Source organism: Billgrantia antri (assembly GCF_019430905.1).
Taxonomy (GTDB): Bacteria; Pseudomonadota; Gammaproteobacteria; order Pseudomonadales; family Halomonadaceae; genus Halomonas; species Halomonas antri.
In genome coordinates this window covers 223,361-242,174 of record NZ_JAHYCA010000002.1, presented here as the reverse complement: position 1 = coordinate 242,174, position 18,814 = coordinate 223,361, and the positions used below count along the sequence as shown (strand labels likewise).

Here is an 18,814-nt window from a genome sequence, read left to right as displayed (position 1 = left end):
CTGGCAACGTATGGCGGCGGGCAAGGCGTGGCACGAACAAGCGGCGTCGCTGGCTGAGCGTCAGGCTAGGCGAAAACGGCCGAAAGCAGCGGAGTTGACGTGGTTGTCAATGAGCATGCTGAGGCCGTTTTCAACAACGCATGGCGCCAGATCAGCGGCGCCGCTAACCGGCTCGATAGTTGGGGGCTTCTTTGGTGATCTGCACATCGTGCACGTGCGATTCGGCGAAGCCAGCGCCGGTGATCTGCACGAACTCCGGCTTGGTGCGCATCTCCTGGATGTCGCGGCAGCCGGTGTAGCCCATGGAGGCGCGCAGGCCGCCCATCAGCTGGTGGACGATGGCGCCCATCACGCCCTTGTAGGGCACGCGACCTTCGATGCCTTCCGGCACCAGCTTCTCGGCGCCGGCGTCCTTGTCCTGGAAGTAGCGGTCGGCGCTGCCCTGGCTCTGGGCCATGGCACCCATCGAGCCCATGCCGCGGTAGGCCTTGTAGGTACGGCCCTGGAACAGCTCGACCTCGCCCGGGGCTTCCTCGGTGCCGGCCAAGAGGCCGCCCACCATCACTGCGCTGGCGCCGGCGGCGATGGCCTTGGCCAGGTCGCCGGAGAAGCGCACGCCGCCGTCGGCGATCAGCGGGATATCGAACTCCTTGAGCGCCTCGGCGACGTTGGAAACCGCGGTGATCTGCGGCACGCCGACGCCGGCCACCACGCGGGTGGTGCAGATGGAGCCGGGGCCGATGCCTACCTTCACGCCGTCGGCACCGGCCTCGGCCAGTGCACGCGCGGCGGCGGCGGTGGCGATGTTGCCGCCGATCACCTGAATCTGCGGGAAGTGCTCCTTGACCCAGGCGACGCGGTCGATCACGCCCTTGGAGTGGCCGTGGGCGGTGTCGACGATGACCACGTCGACGCCGGCTTCGGCCAGCGCGGCCACGCGATCAGGGGTTTCCGGGCCGGTGCCCACCGCGGCGCCCACCAGCAGGCGGCCGTCGGCGTCCTTGGCGGCGTTGGGGAAGGTGCGCGCCTTCTCGATGTCCTGGAAGGTGACCAGGCCACGCAGGTGGAAGGCGTCGTTGACCACTAGCATCTTCTCGACCCGGTGCTCCTGCATCTTGGCCTTGATCACGTCGAGCCCGGTGCCCTCGGGCACGGTGACCAGGCGCTCGCGCGGGGTCATGATGTCGGCCACGCGGTCGCCGTGGTTGGGCTGGAAGCGCATGTCGCGCTCGGTGACGATCCCCACCAGGGCCTCGCCCTCCACCACCGGGAAGCCGGAGAAGCCGTACTCCTGGGCCATTGCCAGCAGGTCCTCGAGCTTGGCCTTGGGCCCGACGGTCACCGGGTCCTTGACGATCACGCTCTCGTGCTTCTTGACCTTGCGCACCTCGGCCGCCTGGGCGGTAACCGACATGTTCTTGTGGATGATGCCGATGCCGCCTTCCTGGGCCATGGCGATGGCCAGGCGGGCTTCGGTCACGGTATCCATGGCGGCGGAGACGAGGGGGATGTTGAGGTAGAGGTCGCGGGTCAGGCGGGTCCGCAGGCTGACGTCCTTGGGCAGGACTTCCGAGTAGCCGGGTACGAGTAATACGTCGTCGAACGTAAGAGCTTCTTGGGCCATACGTAGCATAGTCGGCAACACCCAGTGCTGGTGGGGGGAGTGGGGAAAGTAATCGACCATTATAGCGCTCCGGCCAAGGCCCGGGCAATGCGAAGGCCGGCTTGCAGACGGGTCAGCGACGTTCGAATTCGCGCCGCCAGCGCTGCATGAAAGCATCGCGCCGCTGCGGGTCGACGAAGGCCAGCAGCGAGGCATCGAGTGGTATGGGATAGAGCCGATCGCCGACCTGGTCGCGCAGGCGCTGCGCGGTGTAGGGGCCGATCACGTCGGGGCGCACGCTGAACAGCGGCGTTTCGCCAGCGATCACCCGCTGGCCTTCGCGGCTGAGCAGGAAGTCGAGGAATTGCCGGGCTGCGGCCGGGTGCGGCGCATCGCGATGAATGAACGCCATGCGCATCATTACCAGCGAGTAGTCCTGGGGCACCTGGACGATCACTTCGGGATGCTGCTGTGCCCACACCATGGCGTAGGAGCCCAGCAGGTTGTAGCCCAGCCAGTAGCGCCCGTCGCTGATGCCTTCGAGCATGTCTCGCGTATTGGCTTCGAGCACGGCCTCGGCGTTGCCCATGGCGGCGACCAGGTCCCAGAAGCGCGTGGTGTAGCGTGCGTCCTGCTGGAACAGCGTGTAGCCCACGCCGCTGTGCAATGGGGAGTAGGTGGTCACCCGTCCATGCAGCAGTTCCCACTGTTCGGTCAGCAGGGTATGCAGATCGGCATGGGTAGCCGGTGGCATCATGTGCCGCGACAGGTCGAGACGGTAGGCCATGACGATCGGCTCGAAGGTGAAGCCGAACACCTCGTCGCGCCACTTGGCCCACTCCGGCCAGGCCCGCGCCTCGGCCGAATCCAGGCGGCTGGCGTAGCCTTCGTTGACGCGTGCCATCTGCCACGGCATGGCCGAGCTGATCACCACGTCCGGCGCCGGACCGGCCCCGGCGACGCGCTCGTCGACCTGCAGGGTGGAGCGGTCGCGGAAGTCCAGCTCGATGTCGGGATGCGCCAGCTCGAAGGCCGCCAGCAGCGGTGCGACCACTTCCCTGTCGAGCGCCGCCTCGACCACGAGCGGATTCGCCGCCCGGCCCGGTGCCGCCGCCAGCAGGAGAGCGATGAACGCAAAGACGTGGACATAGCGGGGCGTCATGGGCTGTTCTCCAGGGGGAAGATAATGCTGATTCTCAGCCCGTGCGGCGTGCGCAGCGCCACCGTGAGGCGGGCGTCGTGACGCCGGGCAATGGAGTCGACGATCGCCAGCCCCAGCCCCGAGCCTTCGGTGTCCTGGCGTCCGCCACGCTCGAAGGGCTGGTGCAGGCGCTGCAGCATCTCGGGGGAGACGCCGGGGCCGTCGTCCTCGATGTAGAGCTCCACTTCTCCACCGCGCTTCCCTTCTCCCCCGTGCTGCACCAGGCCAAGGGTGATCACGCTATGCGGCGGCGTGTAGCGCAGGGCGTTGTCGATCAGGTTACCCAGCAGTTCACGCAGCGCCCAGGGCTCGCCGCGAACGTACAACGGTGCTTCGGGAAGTTCGGCCAGGCCCAGGTCGTGGTCCTGGGCGACGTCGAGCCCGGCCCAGTCGAACAGGGTGTCGCGCAGCAGCGCCGACAGGTCGAGCCGGTGCATTTCGCGGCCATCGGCAACGTGACGCAAGCGCGCCAGGCTGAGCAGTTGGCTCGCCAGGCGACTGGTGCGTTCGGCCCCTTGGTGGATTGCCGCCAGTGCCCGGTGCCATTCGTCGGGTCGATCGCTCTTCAAGGCCAGCTCGCTGGTGCTCTGCAGCCCCGACAGCGGCGTCTTGAGCTGGTGGCTGGCATCGGCGGTGAAACGCAGCAGCGCATCGCGGCTCTCGCGCTGGCGGGCGAACAGGGTATCAAGCGTTTCGGCCAGTTCGCGAAGCTCTTCCGGCACCCTGGCGTCGAGCGGGCGCATGTCGTCGGCCTCGCGCTGACGCAACAGATGGCGCAGGCGACGCATGGGCTTCAATGCCACGCGCATGGCCAGCAGCATCAACAGCCCCGCGACCAGCACCATGACCAGGAAGCGGCTCACCGCGCCCTTGAACAGCTCTGCGGTCAATGCCTGGCGCCCGGCCAGGGTATGGCCGACCCAGATCTGTACCGGGTCCTGGGTCTCCCACCCCGCGGAGTCGAACTCCCAGCCATGCAGGCGCCACTCGGCGCCGCTGTGTTCGGCGTTCGTCCACACCGGCCCTTCTTCAGCCACCCGGGCGCGCCACTCAGCCGGAATGCGCATGTCCAGGTTGGCCGAAACCCGCCGCCCCTCGGCATCGAGCACGGCGTAGAAGACCCGCTCCTGATGACGGGTGGCGAGGATCTGCAACGCGGCGGCGGGAATTTCCACCACCGGCCTCCCCTCCTGCCATTGCACCGCTTCGGCTATGGTCAGCACCGCCGATTCGAGCTGGCTGTCGTAGGCGCGCTGGGCGGCGCGCTGCGAGCTGAAATAGGCCTCGACCAGCAGCAGCGCGCCCAGCGCAGTGACGGTGACGGACAGCCATACCGCGAGGCGCGACTTCAGGGTGCCGTCGACCTCGATCACTCGCGCTCTTCCTCGAGCCGATAGCCCAGGCCGCGAAAGGTACGAATGCGCAGCCCGCTGTCCTTCAGCCGCTTGCGCAGGCGGCTGATGTAGACCTCCAGGGCATTGGAGCCCACCTCGCCGAAACCGAACAGGCGGCTCTCGAGCATCTCGCGCGGGGTGATGCTGCCGGCATGCAGCAGCAGGTCTTCCAGCAGGCACAGCTCGCGACGCGGCAGTTCGAGAGGCGCGTCGTGCAGCGTGGCGACCCCCAGCGCCGGATCGAAACACAGCCCACCCAGGCGCAGGCGGTTGTCGCTGCGCTGCTGGCTGCGCCGCAGCAGGGCGCGCACCCGCGCTTCGAGTTCGGCGAGCGAGAACGGCTTGGCCAGGTAGTCGTCGGCGCCCAGGTCGAGCCCGCGCACGCGGTCGTCGATGCCGTCGCGGGCGGTGAGGATCAGCACCGGGGTGGTGTCGCCACGCTCGCGCAGTTCGCCGAGCAGCGTCAGGCCGTCGCCGTCGGGCAACCCCAGGTCGAGCAGGATCAGGTCGAAGCGGTCGTGGCGCAGCGCCGCACTGGCCTCGGCATGGCGCGCAAAGCCCTCGACGGTATTGCCCAGCGGCGTCAGGGCCTGGTGCAGCGAACGGGCAATGAGAGGATCGTCCTCGACGACGAGCAGACGCATACGACCAAAGTCCTATGAGGCGGTGACGAGATGACAGGTTGATGAAAGGTTGGGTGCCTAGCATGGCCGTTCTGGCATCCACGGCGATGGCAGGCGGGGAAATCCCTCTCCGCATTCCCAGAACAAGAGAACAGGAGTTCGCCATGAAGATCAACAAGGCTTTGCGTCACTGCTCCGGGCTGGCCCTGCTGGGCGGCATGCTGGTTGCCGGCGGCGCCCAGGCCCAATCCGATTCCACCGAGTGCATCGCCCCGGCCAAGCCGGGCGGCGGCTACGACCTGACCTGCCGCCTGGCGGCCAACGGCCTGCAGGAGACCGGGCTGATCGACCAGCCGATGGTCGTCACCTACATGCCGGGCGGCATCGGTGCCGTGGCCTACAACCATGTCAACGGCGTGCGCACCGACGATCCCAACCTGATCGTGGCGGCCAGCACCGGCGCGGCGGTCAACCTGGCGCTGGGCAAGTTCGGCCAGTACGACGCCACCGAAGTGCGCTGGCTGGGCGCCCTGGGCGTCGACTACGGCGCCATCGTGGTCAATGCCGATTCGCCCTGGCAGAACCTCGACGAGCTGATGGACGACCTGCGCGACAACCCCGGCGAGATCGCCTTCGGCGCCGGCGGCACGATCGGCAGCCAGGACTGGATGAAGGCGGCGCTGACCGCCCAGTCCGCCGACATTTCGCCGCAGGATCTGCGCTACGTTGCCTTCGAAGGCGGCGGCGAGGCACTGGCGGCGCTGCTCGGCGATCATATCCAGGTCTTCACCGGCGACCTTTCCGAGCTCAAGTCGCAGCTCGAAAGCGGCAAGATCCGCGTGCTGGCGGCACTTTCCGAAGAGCGGATGGACGGGCCCTACGCCGACATTCCCACCGCTGCCGAGCAGGGCTACGACGTGCAGTGGCCGATCTGGCGCGGCTACTACATGGGCCCCGAGGTCGACGACGACGCCTACTTCGCCTGGGTCGACCGGCTCACCGAACTCTCCGAGTCCGAGGAGTTCGCCGAGCTGCGCGAGGCACGCGGGCTGTTCCGGATGTCGAGCTTCGGGCCCGAGTTCGACCGCTACGTCCAGGAGCAGGTCGCGCAGTTCCAGTCGCTGGCTGAAGAAGTGGGTCTGAGCCAATGAAGCTTGCCGCCGACCGAGTGCTGGGCCTGTGCCTGATCGGTCTGGCGGCGTTCGTCGCCGTCCAGGCCGTCAGGCTTCACGTGCCCTTCAGCTACGATCCGGTGGGGCCCAAGGCCTTTCCGCTGATTCTCGCCATCCTGCTTGCCGCGCTGTCGCTGGTGCTGGTCCTCAAGCCCGGCAGCAACGGCCACTGGCCCGACCGCTCCCTGGCCGTGAAGCTGCTGGCGGTGCTCGCCGCGCTGCTGGTCTACGCGCTGCTGTTCACGCGGCTGGGGTTCGTCGTCACCACCCTGCTGGCGGCGGTCGCGCTGGCACGGATCTTCGCCGCCCCCTGGGGCAAGGCGCTGCTGACCGGGGTGCTGATGGCCGTAGGCAGCTATTACCTGTTCACCGCGGGGCTGGGGATCTCGCTGCCCAGCGGCGAGTGGCTGCGCCCCTTCATCTAGAGGAACGCCCTCATGTTTGATTTCCTGATCCAGGGCTTCGGCGTTGCGCTGAGCCCGCTGAATCTCGGGCTGGCCTTCCTCGGCGCCCTGCTCGGCACGCTGTTCGGCGCCCTGCCCGGCATCGGCCCGATCAACGGCATCGCCATTCTGATGCCGCTGGCCTACACCCTGGGCCTGCCGGCCGAGTCGGCGCTGATCCTGCTCGCCGGCATCTATACCGGGGCCGAATACGGCGGCCGTATGTCGAGCATCCTGCTCAACGTGCCCGGCGATGCCGGCGCGGTAATGACCACCCTCGACGGCCATCCGCTGGCCAAGCAGGGGCTTGCCGGCCCGGCGCTGGGCCTGTCGGCGGTCAGCTCCTTCGTCGGCGCGACCCTCGCCATTCTCGGCCTGACGCTGTTCGCCCCGCTGCTGGCGGAAGTCGCGGTGATGTTCGGCCCCGCCGAATTCTTCGCCCTGATGGTATTCGCCTTCGCATCGATGTCGGTGATGATGGGCAAGGACCCGACCAAGACCGCCATCGGCGCGGTGCTGGGCGTGCTGATCGGCACCGTCGGCGTCGATTCCGGTACCGGGGTGCTGCGCTACACCTTCGGCATGCCCGAACTCTATGACGGCATCGACTTCGTGGTGATGATCATCGGCCTATTCGCCATCAGCGAGATCCTGCTGATGCTCGAGCATGCCAACCGCAAGGATGCCGACGGTGATATCCCCCCGCTGGGGCGCGTGTTCGTCACCCTCAAGGAGGTGCTCTACTGCAAGGGCGCCATGCTGCGCTCGGGGCTGATCGGCTTCATCATCGGCGTGCTGCCGGGTACCGGGGCGTCGGTGGCCGGTGCGGTCTCCTACACCACCGAGAAGCGCCTCTCCGACAAGGAAGGCACCTTCGGCAGCGGCGACATGCGTGGCCTGGCGGCACCGGAGTCGGCCAACAACGCCGCCGCCGCCGGTTCGTTCGTGCCGATGCTGACCCTGGGCATTCCCGGTTCCGGCACCACCGCCGTGCTGCTCGGCGCGCTGATGCTCTACAACATCACCCCCGGGCCGATGATGTTCAGCGAACGCCCGGAAGTCGCCGGCGGCCTGATCGCCTCGCTGTACATCGGCAACCTGGTGCTGCTGGCACTCAACCTGCCGCTCGCCGGGGTGTTCGCCCGGGTGCTGACCATCCCGCGCTGGGTGCTGGTGCCGGGTATCGCCATCCTGGCCTTCGTCGGCGTCTACCAGCTCCACTCCGACCTCACCGCCATCTACCTGATGCTGATCATCGGCGTGTTCGGCTACCTGCTGCGCAAGCTGGGTTTCTCGCTGGCACCGGTGATCCTCGGTTACGTGCTCGGCGGGCTGATGGAGCAGAACCTGCGCCGCGCCCTGTCGATCAGCGGTGGCGAGGTGGAGATCCTGTGGCGCTCGGGCATCTCGCTGGGCCTGTGGATCGCCGCCGCGGCGCTGCTGGTGCTACCGTGGCTGCTGCCCAAGATGATGAAGGCGCGCCTGGGACGCGCCTGAACCAGGCCGGGGCCTAGCCCCAGCATTTCTTCTTGCTGTTGCGGATACCGACTTTGCCCCTCTCGAAACCGCCCCTTGCGAAGCGACCCCGTTTCGACGCCCTGCGCGCTTTCCTCCCCACCCTGCTGCTGGGCCTGCTCGGCGGCGGCCTCGCCTTCTGGGCCGGGCTGCCGCTGCCCTGGCTGCTGGGCGCCATGCTGGCGACGACCCTGCCCAGCCTGGCCGGGATGCGGCTGCGCGGCCCGGGGTCGGCGCGCAAGGCCGTGCTGGCGGTCATCGGCGTGATGCTGGGTTCGGCCTTCTCTCCCGGCATGGCCGGCGACGTCGCGGCGTGGACGATCAGCCTCGGCATGATGCTGTTCGCCACGGCCGTGATGTGGGCTTTTTCGTTCTGGTTCGCGCATCGCGTGGCGGGGTATTCGATCGAGACCTCCCTGTACGCCGGCATTCCCGGCGGCGTTTCGGCGGTCACTGCCATGGCCATGGAGTCGGGAGCGGACCTGCGTATCGTCGGGCTGACCCACGCCACTCGCATTCTGGTTTTGCTACTTGCGATACCTCCGCTGCTCGACGTGCTGGGTCATGTCGAACTCGGCATGCGCCCGGCCAGTGCCGCCTCCTGGCTGTGGCTTCCCTCCCTCTTCGATATCGCCTGGCTGCTGGGTTCAGGCGTGGCCGGCATCGGCCTGGGCCGCCTGCTGCGCCTGCCCAATGCCTTTCTGTTCGGCCCCGCGCTGGTGTCGGCGGCGCTTCACCTGACGGGCCTGACTCATGCGGTGGTCCCCCCTTCGGTGATGGCCATCGCCCAGGTCATCATCGGGGTCTCGGTGGGCATCCGTTTCGGCGGAACGCCGCTTGCCGCAGTGGCCTTCAACCTGTGGATGGCGGCCCTGCAAGCCGCGGCGCTGATGCTGGTTGCCATCGCGGCAGCCTGGAGCATTCATGTCGTGACCGGCTACTCCATGGCGGCTGCGCTGCTGGCCAACATGCCCGGCGGCGCGCCGGAGCTGAGCCTGGTGGCCCTTTCGCTCGGCATCGACCCCGCCTTCGTGACCTCTCATCACCTGCTGCGCATCGCGGCCTTGATGTTATTGATGCCGCTCATGCTGCGCGCCTTCCGCCGCCGGCTGGCTTAGCGCCTGTCCCTGGCAGGAATCTCCGGCGCGACTCTCCAGCGGCCAGGCGCACGCCTCATTACGCTCGGATACAGTCCGAAACCAACTTTGACTTACAGTGCCAGGGGCATGTTCTAGGTTAACGAAGTGAACGCCGACATCACTCACGGAAGGAGTGACAAGATGAACTGGGACCAGATCGAAGGCAAGTGGAAGGAATACATGGGCAAGGCCCGCGCCAGCTGGGGTGAGTTCAGCGACGAGGAACTCGACCAGATTGCTGGCAAGCGGGAGCAGCTCATAGGCAAGTTGCAACAGCGCTATGGCCTGGAGCGTGAAGAAGCGGAACGCCAGGCAGATGAATGGGCGCGCAATCTCTAGGTCGGAGATTGACACCCATCGATTGGCAAGATCCGAACCATGGAAAGGAGAGCGATCATGCAAAAGCATCTACTTACCATCGCAGTGGCAGCCGTAAGCGGCGGCTTGGCCTTTGGCGGTCAGGCTATCGCCAATGAAGACGAGCAGCAGGATCAACAAAACCAGCAGAACCAGCAGGAGTCGGCCCAAGCGCAGGGACTGTACTCTGTGGATGACCTGACCGATGCAGACGTCTACCTCCGCGACAATCCCGACGAAGAAGTTGGTGAAGTGGAAGACATCCTGCTCGACGATCAGCAGAAAGTCAGTGCGCTGGTGATCGAGACCGGCGAAATCCTTGGCATGGGCGGTCGCGAGATCGTGGCGGACATCGAGGACATCAGCCTCGAGAGCAACCGCGACGAAGATCGTCCGTTCGGTGACGGCTACGTGACCCACCGCGTGCTGATCAATGCCAACAGCGAGGATCTCGAGAGCTTCCCCGAGTACGAGCGGGATTGGTTCGACCAGGAGTCCGAAGCGCTTCGCACCCGCCATGAGGGCATGAGCGCCTGGCAGGGCGAAGGCGTATCCGGCGGTACCTGGGGCAAGGATGGTGCCGTCGATGAGGATTGATTGTTTCACCCAGCCCTCCCCATGACGCTTGCGCCGGGGTCCTTCCCGGCGCTTTTTTTCGCCTCGCTCCCGCCTTTGCTGGCGCCATGGGCATGCTAGAGTGGTCTTCCCGCGTCAGTTGCTGACGCTCAAACGGCCAAGGACGCTCGAAGCATGGCGCCACCCACCGATACCGCGCTTTCCGTCAGCGAAGTGAACCGCCGCGCCCGGCTGCTGCTCGAACAGGGCATCGGCGAGCTGTGGGTCGAGGGTGAGCTTTCCGGCGTGTCGCGGCCGGCCTCGGGGCATGTCTATTTCACGCTCAAGGACAGCTCGGCGCAGCTGCGCTGCGCACTGTTTCGCACCCGCGTCCGCTTCGTGGCGGCCCCCATGCGCGACGGCGACCGCGTGCGGGTGCGCGGCCGGGTGTCGCTGTTCGAGCCTCGCGGCGACTACCAGCTGATCGCCGAGGCGGTGCAGCCGGCCGGCGAGGGGGAACTGCTGCTTGCGCTGGAGCGGCTCAAGCAGCGGCTCGCCGCCGAGGGCGTATTCGCCAATGCGCGGCCCCTGCCCTGCCCGCCGCGTCACCTGCTGGTGCTCACCTCGCCCACCGGTGCCGCCATCCGCGACGTGCTGGCGGTGCTCAAGGCGCGCTGGCCGCTGGCCCGGGTCACGCTCATCGCGGTGCCGGTGCAAGGTCGCGAGGCGGCGCCGGCGCTGATCGCCGCGCTGGGGCTGCTCAACCGCCAGCAGGCGCTGGACCCGGCCCGCGACGTGGTGCTGATCACCCGCGGCGGTGGCAGCCTGGAGGATCTCTGGGCGTTCAACGACGAGCACCTGGCAAGGGCTATCTATCACTCGCGCCTGCCGGTGATGTCGGCGGTGGGTCACGAGGTGGATATCACCCTGTCGGACCTGGCCGCCGATGTGCGCGCCCCCACACCCTCCGCCGCCGCTGAGATGCTGGTGCCCGACAGGCGCGACCTGCTGCGCCGCCTGGCCGGGCTGGAGCGTCAACTTTTACGCTGTACCCAGGCGCGACTCGAGCGCGAGGGCCAGCGGCTGGACCACCTGCGCGCACGGTTGCGCCACCCCGGCGAGGTGTTGACCCGCAAGCGCCAGGTGTTGGGCGAGCTGGAGGGCCGCCTGCGGCGCGCCATGCTCATGCGGCTCGCCGCCGAGCGCCGGCAACTGGGTCATGTGCAACGCCGCATGGACGCCTGCCACCCACGGCGCCGGGTCGAGCAGGCCGGTGAGCGGCTGGCCCGCGTCCGGGCCCGGCTCGAACAGGCCATGCAGCGCGACGTGACGCGCCAGCGCGAACGCCTGGCCGGCCTGGCGCGGCAGCTTCAGGCGGTCAGCCCGCTGGCGGTGCTGGGGCGCGGCTACGCCATCCTGCAGGACGACGAAGGCAAGGTGATACGGCGAGCGGGCGATACCCAGCCGGGCCAGGCGCTGACCGCTCGGCTGGGTGAAGGAAAACTGAAAGTGGAGGTCAAGCGTCGTCTCAAATGACAAGAGCGCCGTGGCGGGCGCTCTTGATGACAGTCAGGATAACAGGTCGGCTGGCGTTACTCGGGCTTGAAGGTGCTCGGCTCAAGCTCGTGGCGGCTGAGCAGCTTGTAGAAATCGGTGCGGTTGCGCCCGGCGATGCGTGCCGCCTGGGTCACGTTGCCTTCGGTGATCTTGAGCACCTTGACCAGATAGCTGCGCTCGAAGCCGGCACGGGCGTCGTTGAAAGTAGGCAGCGCACAGTCCTCCGCCGCCAGCGCCTGGGCCACCAGGGCTTCGGGAATCATCGGCGAGCGGGTCAGCGCCACGCACTGCTCCACCACGTTGACCAACTGGCGCACGTTGCCGGGCCAGGCACTGGTGGCGAGCAGGTTGAGCGCCTCCGGCGAGAAGCCCTTGACGAACGGCTTGTGCCGCTCCGCTGCCTGGGCAACGAGGTGGCGTGCCAGCAGCGGCACGTCCTCGGCGCGGTCCTTCAGCGCCGGCAGCTTCAGGTTGACCACGTTGAGGCGGTAGAAGAAGTCCTCGCGGAACTCGCCCTGGTGCATCGCCTGGCTGAGGTCGCGGTGGGTGGCGGAGAGAATGCGCACGTTGACCGGGATCGACTGGGTCGAGCCCAGCGGACGGATCTGGCGCTCCTGCAGCGCGCGCAGCAGCTTGACCTGCAGCGGCAGCGGCATGTCGCCGATCTCGTCGAGGAACAGGGTGCCGCCCTCGGCGGCCTGGAACAGCCCCTTGTGATCGCTCACCGCCCCGGTAAAGGCGCCCTTGGCGTGACCGAACAGCTCGCTCTCGAGCAGCTGCTCGGGCAACGCGCCGCAGTTGATCGCCACGAACGGGTGGTTGGCACGTGGGCTGGCATCGTGAATAGCCCGTGCCAGCAGCTCCTTGCCCGAACCGGAAGGGCCGGTGATCAGCACGCTGACATCCGACGAGGCCACCATGCGTGCCTGCTCCAGCACGCGCTCCATCTCCGGGCTGCGGGTGATGATGCTGGCACGCCAGGCCTCGCTGTCGTCGCCGCCGCCAGTGGGCAGGTGGGTCAACGCCTCGTCGATGGCGCGGAACAGTTCGTCGCGGTCCACCGGCTTGGTGAGGAAGCTGAACACGCCCTGCTGGGTGGCGTTCACGGCGTCGGGTATGGAGCCGTGGGCGGTCAGGATGATGACCGGCAGCCCCGGCACCTCGCGCTGGATGGCCTGGAACAGGGCGAGACCGTCCATCTCGTCCATACGCAGGTCGGAGAGCACGATGTCAGGACGTTCGGCCTCGAGCTTGCGCAGCGCTTCGGAGCCGCTCTCGGCCGTGGTCACCCGGTAGCCGCGGCTTTCCAGGCGCATTCCCAACAGACGTAATAGGCTGACGTCATCGTCGACCAGCAAAACGTGGGCATTGCTTGCCTTCGCACCCGACGTACGTGCCGGCCTGCGCGCCTCATTCTTGCGTGTATCGGTCAATCGAGCGGCTTCCATCACGTCTTTCTCCCGTGTTGCCCGATCGCCCCTCAGGGCGATTGTTGTCGCAGGTTCATGTTCTGCTCGATGGCGGTAAGCGCCTCGAGCTTTTCGGAGAGCTCGGCGTTCTGCCGCTGCAGGCTTTGCACCTGGGCGCGGGCCTCCGTGCTCCTGCTGGCCAGGGCACGACGCCCTTCCAGTTCGTTGCGCCAGTAGAGCAGCAGCGGCTGCAGGTCGGCCGGCGCAGCATGCGTGTGCGCCTCATAGAGCTCCGATGCCTGCCGCCACTCCTGCTCGCTGCCCCAGGCCAGTGCCACTGCACGTGCCAGCTCCCGCTCGGCTTCGCTCAATTCGTAATCTGCGTCCAGCTCATTCTGCTTCTGACGGCGCCACTCTCCATCGCCACGCTGCGACGCCAAGCCGTACGCCACCCAACTGGGCAGCAGGCAAGCTTCGTTGTCGAACGTCGGCTCCACCGTACGGCAACTGGTCGTCGGGGCCGCTTCCGGCTCCGCGCCGAGTCCAGCCTGCTCGGGCAGGTACTGGCAGCCGCTCAGCGCAAGCGCCAGCCCACCGACAGCGAACGCCGTTCTCGCCCGGCTGTTCTGTGTACGCTCATTCCTCGTACGGTCGTTCCCCGTTCGATAGCTCTTCGTTACCCTCATCGTTCCTCGCTCCTTGCGCTGATGCCCACTTCGACGGGCTCCATCTTATTGTTTTCCGTGGTCAAGGGAAGCGCCTGACGCGGCAGCGTCAGGCGAAAGCACACTTCGTATTCTCTATCCTCGATCAGCCCCAGGCTGCCGTTCTGGATGCGCGCGCAGTCGGCCGCGACCGAGAGCCCGATACCGGAGCCCTTGAGCGGCCCCTTGCGCCGCGAGCGCCCCTGGTAGAACGGTTCGAACAGGCGCGCGCGATCATGCTCGGCGATGGGTTCGCCGCTGTTGGCGACGTCGAGAATCAGGTGCTCCCGTCCGGCGTGGGCGCGCAGCAGCAGCTCGCCGCCGTCTTCGCCATAGGCGATGGCATTCGAGACCAGGTTGTCGAGGATGCGCCCCACCGCGGTACGGTCGACTACCCACTCCAAGGGACCGTCGAATGCGGTCACCCGCATGCCCTTGTGCTCCAGTGCTAGCCGATGCTTGGCCAGGGTGGCCTTGACCAGCGTCGCCAGGTCCACCTGTTCGAGGGTGATGCGCTGGTTGTGCTGCAGCAGGTTGTAGTCGAGCAGCTGTTCGATCAGGCGCTGCAGTTCACGGCCGCTGGAGTCGATCAGGGCCAGGATTTCACGCTGGCGCGGCGTCATCTCGCCCGCCACGCCATCGGCCAGCAGCGCCGAGCCCTCGCGCACGCTGGCAAGCGGCGTCTTGAGTTCGTGAGACATGTGGCGCAGGAATTGCTGTTTCTGTGCCTCCAGGTCGCTGAGCCGGGTCGAGAGCCAGTCGAGCCGATCGCCGAGCTGTACCAGTTCGGCGGGCCCCTGGATGGTATCGCGGTCGTTGGTCTCGACGCCGCTGCCGATGCTGAGAATGCGGCGCTCGAGCTGGCGCACCGGGCGAATGATCAGCCAGCTGAACAGCAGCATGAGCAGCAGGCTGGCGGAGACCAGCGCGGTGGTCTGTAGCCATAGTCGCGACTGCACGGCTTCCGCCCTGGCGCTGATTATCTCGATGCTGGCATCGATCTGGCGATTGGTGGCTTGGCGCATTGCCTCGGTATGCTCGGCAAATGGCACGAACAGCGACAGCCATACCTCGAGCGCCTCGGGATCCAGTTCGGGCAGCTGCGACAGCAGCAGCAGCTGTTCTTCCAGCGCCTGCACGTCGGGGTTGTCGGGCAGGAAGCGGCGCTGCATCGCCAGCAGCTCGCGGAACTCGTTGTGGCGCTCGGCGTACAGGTCGAGCAGGCTCTCCTGCTCGAGTACCGCGTACTGGCGCGCACTGCGCTCCATTTCGACGGCCAGGTTGCTGAGAACCCGGGCACGCCGGCTCTCTTCCACCGCCTGGCGGGCACTGACGTCCGCGAGGTGTGACAGTTCGGACAAGGCCTGGCCGGCCTGGTACATCAAGATTCCCAACGGCAGCATTACAACAAGAAACGCCAACAGCACGAGCTGCAGCAATGAGCGTGGACGCCAGCGGCGCGAGACCCGTTTGGTCATGACCAATGTTCTATTCAGGAGAGGATAAGGGACCACCATAGGGTACGTACCTGAAGGATAACAGAGTTCCACGCTCGCCTACTTCCCCGTCTCAGTCCTGTCGAAAAAAAAGAGGCCGGCAAGATGCCGGCCCAATACGCAGGGAACTGAAGGGGTTGAAAATATGGGCATCGTTCGCCTGGTCGAGCCATGTCCCATACTTTCAGCGGACCCGAGGGTCCCGAAGCCCCGTTGCCGACCCGTTGCTACCAGGAGCCGTCGGTACGGGCAGGCGGCGAACCGCCTTGCTTCGTCCTTTGGTGCCAGCGCCGGTGCATTCACCGGCGCTGGCCCGGAATTCGATCCCCCGAAGGGGATGAGGCATCCTTGCCGGGGCATCCTTGCCCTTCTGGTACCGTTCCTTGCCTATCGGCGGTACCCGTCTCATCGCAACCTAAGTTACACATCGCGGAGCGAACGTCGATCGTCGTGAAGCTCGGGTCGCACAGGGCATGGGGGGGTGGTGGTTCCCAAGCCTCTTGACGATCCGAAGTGATTCGAGCCGTTTGAATCACTTCTTCGTTGCTCACCAAGTATATAGCGAGTTGCGTGCCAAAAAATTGGCAATCTATTTAAAAACAACAAGTTAAATAGATAAAAAAGTTGGCACGCCGTCACCGTACGGCAAAAGCCGCTCAATCAGCGTATCACCGGCCTCTTTTTCGTCACCGAATGGCGACACCGTTGCGACCAGGCTTTAGGATATTTATTGAAAACAGTGACTTGCCGTGTAGCCTTTTGGAGACGACATTTCAAGCGGCGTTGCCCCAAAGCGACAGCCGCCGCCCGGCACACGATTCCAGGGCGGCGGCTGCGCCTCGTTCGGCCTTTTTTGCTGCCCCTATCAGGGCGTCACGAAAGCGGCTTGACGAGGATCTTCGACTTGCGGGCGTGGTTGTAGGTATCGCGCCGCAGGGTGGGCAGCGAATCGATGTCCGAGGGGCGGAAGCCGTGCTCGACGAACCAGTGGGCGGTATGGGTAGTCAGCACGAACAGAGCGCCGAGCCCGAGCCGTCTCGCGCGACGCTCGATACCGGACAGCAGCAGCGAGCCGCGTGCCCCGCCGCGATAGTCGACGTGGATCGCCACGCAGGCCAGCTCGCCCATCTGGGTCTCGTCAAAGCAGTGCAGCGCCGCGCAGCCGATGATCATGCCGTCGCGCTCGATGACCAGATAATCGTCGATCTCGTGCTCCAGGCGTTCACGCGAGCGCGGCACCAGCATGCCGCGCCGCTCCAGCGGCTCGAGCAGTTCCAGCAGGCCGGCGATATCGCCGAGCTCGGCCGGACGCAGCTGCTCGTAGCGATGCCGGGTGATCATCGTGCCCACCCCGTCGCGGGTGAACAGCTCGCCCAGCAGCGCATCGTGATCCTGCCACGAAAGCAGGTGGGTTCGCGCCACCCCGTGGCGCGCGGCAGCGCAGGCGGCGGCAATGTGGCGTGCCTGCTCGCAGCCCGGTTCGATCTGGCTCAGCAGCGGCTCGGCTTCGGCAGGCGTCAGCTGACGCTGCAGGGCACCATTCTCGTCATACAGCCCGGCCGCCTCGCCCAGCAGGATCAGCTTGTCGGCAGCCAGCGCCATGGCCGCGTGCTGGGCCACTTCGGCGGCGTCCAGGTCGAACACCTCGCCGGTACTGGAGAAGCCCAGCGGCGGCAGCAGCACCAGCGAGCCGCGGTCGAGCAGCCCCTGCACCGCCGACACCCGTACCCGGCGCACCTCGCCGCTGTGATCGTAGTCGACCCCTTCGCGCACCCCCAGCGGCTTGGCCATCACCAGGTTGCCGGAGACCGCGGTCAGTTCGACCCCGTGCAGTGGCGTGTTGGGCAGACCCAGCGACAGCCGCGCCTCGAGCCACAGGCGCTGCTCGGCCGCGACCCGCTCGACGCAGGCCATGATCGCTTCGTCGGCCACCCAACGGCCGTCGTGGCGCCGCGGCTCGATGCCGGCTTCGTTCAGCGCCTGCTCCACCTGGGGGCGGATGCCGAACACCACCACCAGACGCACGCCGAGGGTGTGCAGCAACGCCAGATCCTGGATCAACTGCTCGCCTCGTCCTCGCGCCATGGCCTCGCCCTCGATCAGGATCACGAAGGTTCGGCCCCGATGCGCATTGATATAAGGGGAGGAATTGCGGAACCAGTCGACGAAGGGGAAACGAGTGTCCAAGGCCGCTCTCCGGCAGCAGATGAAAGGGAGGGTGTATCGGCTTCGACTATATCAGAGCAGCGAAAACGGCGGCACCATCAAGGTGCCGCCGTGTACATACATACCCAGCCAGTTCTAAGTCGCGAGCGATGGCGTTTAACCAAAGATTCCCTTGAACATAAAGAAGAACAATATTGCCAGGCCTGCCCCCGCCGGCAGAGTGATCAGCCAGGACATCGCGATGGTGCCGATCACGCGAAGGTTGAGCGCCGTCATGCCGCGAGCCAGGCCGACGCCGAGCACCGCACCCACCAGGGTGTGAGTGGTGGAGATCGGCAGCCCAGTGCCCGAGGCAAGCACCACGGTCAGCGCCGCGGCCAGGGTGGCGGCAAAACCGCGGCTGGGCGTCAGTTCGGTGATGCCGGTACCCACCGTGGCGATGACCTTGTGACCGTAGGTGACCAGCCCCACCACGATGCCGCCGCCGCCCAGTACCAGCACCCACCAGGGCACCAGTGCCGAAGCCCCGATGGTGCCGCCGTGCTCGACCACGCTGATCACGGCCGCCAGCGGTCCCACGGCGTTGGCCACGTCGTTGGAGCCATGGGCGAAGGCCATGGCGCAGGCGGTGAAGATCATCAGTACGCCGAACACCCGCTCCACCCCGGTGAAGCCGAAATGGTCGGTCTGGCGGCTGCCGGCCTGTACGCGCCGCTCCATCCAGCCGCCCAGGGCCATCATGCCGAGGCCGAACAGAACCGACAGCAGCAGGTTGGTACCAAACCCAAGGTTTAGCCCCAGGTGCTTGAGCCCCTTGGTCAGGGTCACCATGCAGATGGCGAAGCCGACCAGCAGCACGTAGAACGGTACGTAGCGCTTGGCCGCGGCAAACGGGTCATGGGACTCGAAGATCAGGTGCTGCACCGACTTGAACAGGGTGAAGGCGATGACGCCCGACAGCAGCGGCGATACCACCCAGCTGGCGGCGATCTGCCCCACCTTGGCCCAGCCCACGGCATCGATGCCGAGTCCTGCCAGGGCGAAGCCGACGATGGCGCCGACGATGGAATGGGTGGTCGACACCGGCCAGCCCTTCATCGAGGCGATCAACAGCCAGGTGCCGGCGGCCAGCAGCGAGGCCAGCATGCCGTAGATCAGCAGCTGGGGATCGTGCTGCAGTGCTGCGGGGTCGATGATGCCCTTGCGAATGGTCTCGGTGACCGCGCCGCCGGCAAGCCAGGCGCCGAGGAACTCGAAGATCACCGCGATGAGGATCGCCTGCTTGATGGTGATCGCCTTGGAGCCGACCGAGGTGCCCATGGCGTTGGCGACGTCGTTGGCGCCGACGCCCCAGGCCATGAAGAAGCCGAAGAGGCAGGCCAGGATGATGAAGGTGTTCGCGTGCTCTGCAATGATCGACATAGGGGGTTGGGTCCTATGTGGCTGTCAGGTTGAGAGGACATGTCCCGGCCGGGCCGGG

General features: G+C 66.6%; 16 protein-coding genes. 7 read left to right on the top strand and 9 right to left on the bottom strand.

Translation table 11 applies throughout. The features are described from left to right. Positions 1-163: 163 nt before the first annotated feature. The 4 genes from guaB to KPL81_RS05425 form a co-directional block, all read right to left on the bottom strand. The gene (guaB, locus tag KPL81_RS05440) at positions 164-1,633 is read right to left on the bottom strand and encodes an IMP dehydrogenase (RefSeq protein WP_209476114.1); all 1,470 of its coding nucleotides are present in this window, start codon (positions 1,631-1,633) and stop codon (positions 164-166) included. Positions 1,634-1,736: 103 nt separating this feature from the next. Continuing rightward, positions 1,737-2,765, bottom strand: coding sequence for an ABC transporter substrate-binding protein (locus KPL81_RS05435; protein ID WP_219790979.1), 1,029 nt, complete (start codon positions 2,763-2,765; stop codon positions 1,737-1,739). Continuing rightward, positions 2,762-4,177 (bottom strand): sensor histidine kinase, encoded by a 1,416-nt coding sequence (locus tag KPL81_RS05430; protein WP_219790978.1) that lies wholly within the window; start codon positions 4,175-4,177, stop codon positions 2,762-2,764. The genes KPL81_RS05435 and KPL81_RS05430 overlap by 4 nt, the downstream gene beginning before the upstream one ends. Further along, positions 4,174-4,842, bottom strand: coding sequence for a response regulator (locus tag KPL81_RS05425; RefSeq protein ID WP_219790977.1), 669 nt, complete (start codon positions 4,840-4,842; stop codon positions 4,174-4,176). Before KPL81_RS05425 ends, KPL81_RS05430 begins: the two co-directional genes overlap by 4 nt. 143 nt (positions 4,843-4,985) lie before the next feature. Here KPL81_RS05425 and KPL81_RS05420 point away from each other — a divergent pair, with 143 nt between their 5' ends. The 7 genes from KPL81_RS05420 to xseA all read left to right on the top strand — a co-directional run bounded on the left by KPL81_RS05420 (position 4,986) and on the right by xseA (position 11,538). Next, positions 4,986-5,972: a Bug family tripartite tricarboxylate transporter substrate binding protein gene (locus KPL81_RS05420; RefSeq protein ID WP_219790976.1), complete on the top strand. Its 987-nt coding sequence runs from the start codon at positions 4,986-4,988 to the stop codon at positions 5,970-5,972. Beyond that, positions 5,969-6,418 (top strand): tripartite tricarboxylate transporter TctB family protein, encoded by a 450-nt coding sequence (locus tag KPL81_RS05415; RefSeq protein ID WP_219790975.1) that lies wholly within the window; start codon positions 5,969-5,971, stop codon positions 6,416-6,418. Before KPL81_RS05420 ends, KPL81_RS05415 begins: the two co-directional genes overlap by 4 nt. A 12-nt stretch (positions 6,419-6,430) precedes the next feature. Continuing rightward, positions 6,431-7,933, top strand: coding sequence for a tripartite tricarboxylate transporter permease (locus tag KPL81_RS05410; protein WP_219790974.1), 1,503 nt, complete (start codon positions 6,431-6,433; stop codon positions 7,931-7,933). A 53-nt stretch (positions 7,934-7,986) separates the two neighbouring features. Continuing rightward, positions 7,987-9,069 carry an AbrB family transcriptional regulator gene (locus tag KPL81_RS05405; RefSeq protein ID WP_219790973.1) on the top strand — a complete coding sequence of 361 codons (1,083 nt, stop codon included), beginning with the start codon at positions 7,987-7,989 and terminating at the stop codon, positions 9,067-9,069. Positions 9,070-9,231: 162 nt separating this feature from the next. Further along, positions 9,232-9,429, top strand: coding sequence for a CsbD family protein (locus KPL81_RS05400; protein ID WP_167112124.1), 198 nt, complete (start codon positions 9,232-9,234; stop codon positions 9,427-9,429). Positions 9,430-9,486: 57 nt separating this feature from the next. After that, positions 9,487-10,044, top strand: a complete 558-nt coding sequence (locus KPL81_RS05395; protein ID WP_219790972.1) for a PRC-barrel domain-containing protein — start codon at positions 9,487-9,489, stop codon at positions 10,042-10,044. A 153-nt stretch (positions 10,045-10,197) separates the two neighbouring features. Continuing rightward, positions 10,198-11,538: an exodeoxyribonuclease VII large subunit gene (gene xseA / locus KPL81_RS05390; protein WP_219790971.1), complete on the top strand. Its 1,341-nt coding sequence runs from the start codon at positions 10,198-10,200 to the stop codon at positions 11,536-11,538. A 56-nt stretch (positions 11,539-11,594) separates the two neighbouring features. On the opposite strand, the gene glrR is transcribed toward xseA, so the two are convergent. The 5 genes from glrR to KPL81_RS05365 form a co-directional block, all read right to left on the bottom strand. Next, positions 11,595-12,875, bottom strand: a complete 1,281-nt coding sequence (glrR, locus tag KPL81_RS05385; RefSeq protein WP_240549113.1) for a two-component system response regulator GlrR — start codon at positions 12,873-12,875, stop codon at positions 11,595-11,597. Between the two features lie 164 nt (positions 12,876-13,039). Next, a complete protein-coding gene (locus KPL81_RS05380) occupies positions 13,040-13,654 on the bottom strand; it encodes a hypothetical protein (protein ID WP_240549068.1) in 615 nt (204 codons plus the stop codon). After that, entirely contained in the window at positions 13,651-15,150 is a 1,500-nt protein-coding gene (locus KPL81_RS05375) for a sensor histidine kinase (protein WP_219790970.1), read from the bottom strand. The genes KPL81_RS05380 and KPL81_RS05375 overlap by 4 nt, the downstream gene beginning before the upstream one ends. 891 nt (positions 15,151-16,041) lie before the next feature. Continuing rightward, entirely contained in the window at positions 16,042-17,355 is a 1,314-nt protein-coding gene (argA, locus tag KPL81_RS05370; RefSeq protein ID WP_219790969.1) for an amino-acid N-acetyltransferase, read from the bottom strand. A 135-nt stretch (positions 17,356-17,490) separates the two neighbouring features. Further along, on the bottom strand, positions 17,491-18,756 hold the full coding sequence (locus tag KPL81_RS05365) for an inorganic phosphate transporter (protein ID WP_219790968.1): 1,266 nt from the start codon (positions 18,754-18,756) through the stop codon (positions 17,491-17,493). Between the last annotated feature and the right edge of the window lie 58 nt (positions 18,757-18,814).

Coding starts and splice junctions, on each gene's coding strand:
- KPL81_RS05410 (WP_219790974.1), top strand. CDS start 6,431: ATGTTTGATTTCCTGATCCAGGGCTTCGGCGTTGCGCTGAGCCCGCTG.
- KPL81_RS05375 (WP_219790970.1), bottom strand. CDS start 15,150: ATGACCAAACGGGTCTCGCGCCGCTGGCGTCCACGCTCATTGCTGCAG.
- KPL81_RS05395 (WP_219790972.1), top strand. CDS start 9,487: ATGCAAAAGCATCTACTTACCATCGCAGTGGCAGCCGTAAGCGGCGGC.
- glrR (WP_240549113.1), bottom strand. CDS start 12,875: ATGCGCCTGGAAAGCCGCGGCTACCGGGTGACCACGGCCGAGAGCGGC.
- guaB (WP_209476114.1), bottom strand. CDS start 1,633: ATGCTACGTATGGCCCAAGAAGCTCTTACGTTCGACGACGTATTACTC.
- xseA (WP_219790971.1), top strand. CDS start 10,198: ATGGCGCCACCCACCGATACCGCGCTTTCCGTCAGCGAAGTGAACCGC.
- KPL81_RS05365 (WP_219790968.1), bottom strand. CDS start 18,756: ATGTCGATCATTGCAGAGCACGCGAACACCTTCATCATCCTGGCCTGC.
- KPL81_RS05415 (WP_219790975.1), top strand. CDS start 5,969: ATGAAGCTTGCCGCCGACCGAGTGCTGGGCCTGTGCCTGATCGGTCTG.
- KPL81_RS05425 (WP_219790977.1), bottom strand. CDS start 4,842: ATGCGTCTGCTCGTCGTCGAGGACGATCCTCTCATTGCCCGTTCGCTG.
- KPL81_RS05400 (WP_167112124.1), top strand. CDS start 9,232: ATGAACTGGGACCAGATCGAAGGCAAGTGGAAGGAATACATGGGCAAG.
- KPL81_RS05380 (WP_240549068.1), bottom strand. CDS start 13,654: ATGAGGGTAACGAAGAGCTATCGAACGGGGAACGACCGTACGAGGAAT.
- KPL81_RS05435 (WP_219790979.1), bottom strand. CDS start 2,765: ATGACGCCCCGCTATGTCCACGTCTTTGCGTTCATCGCTCTCCTGCTG.
- KPL81_RS05420 (WP_219790976.1), top strand. CDS start 4,986: ATGAAGATCAACAAGGCTTTGCGTCACTGCTCCGGGCTGGCCCTGCTG.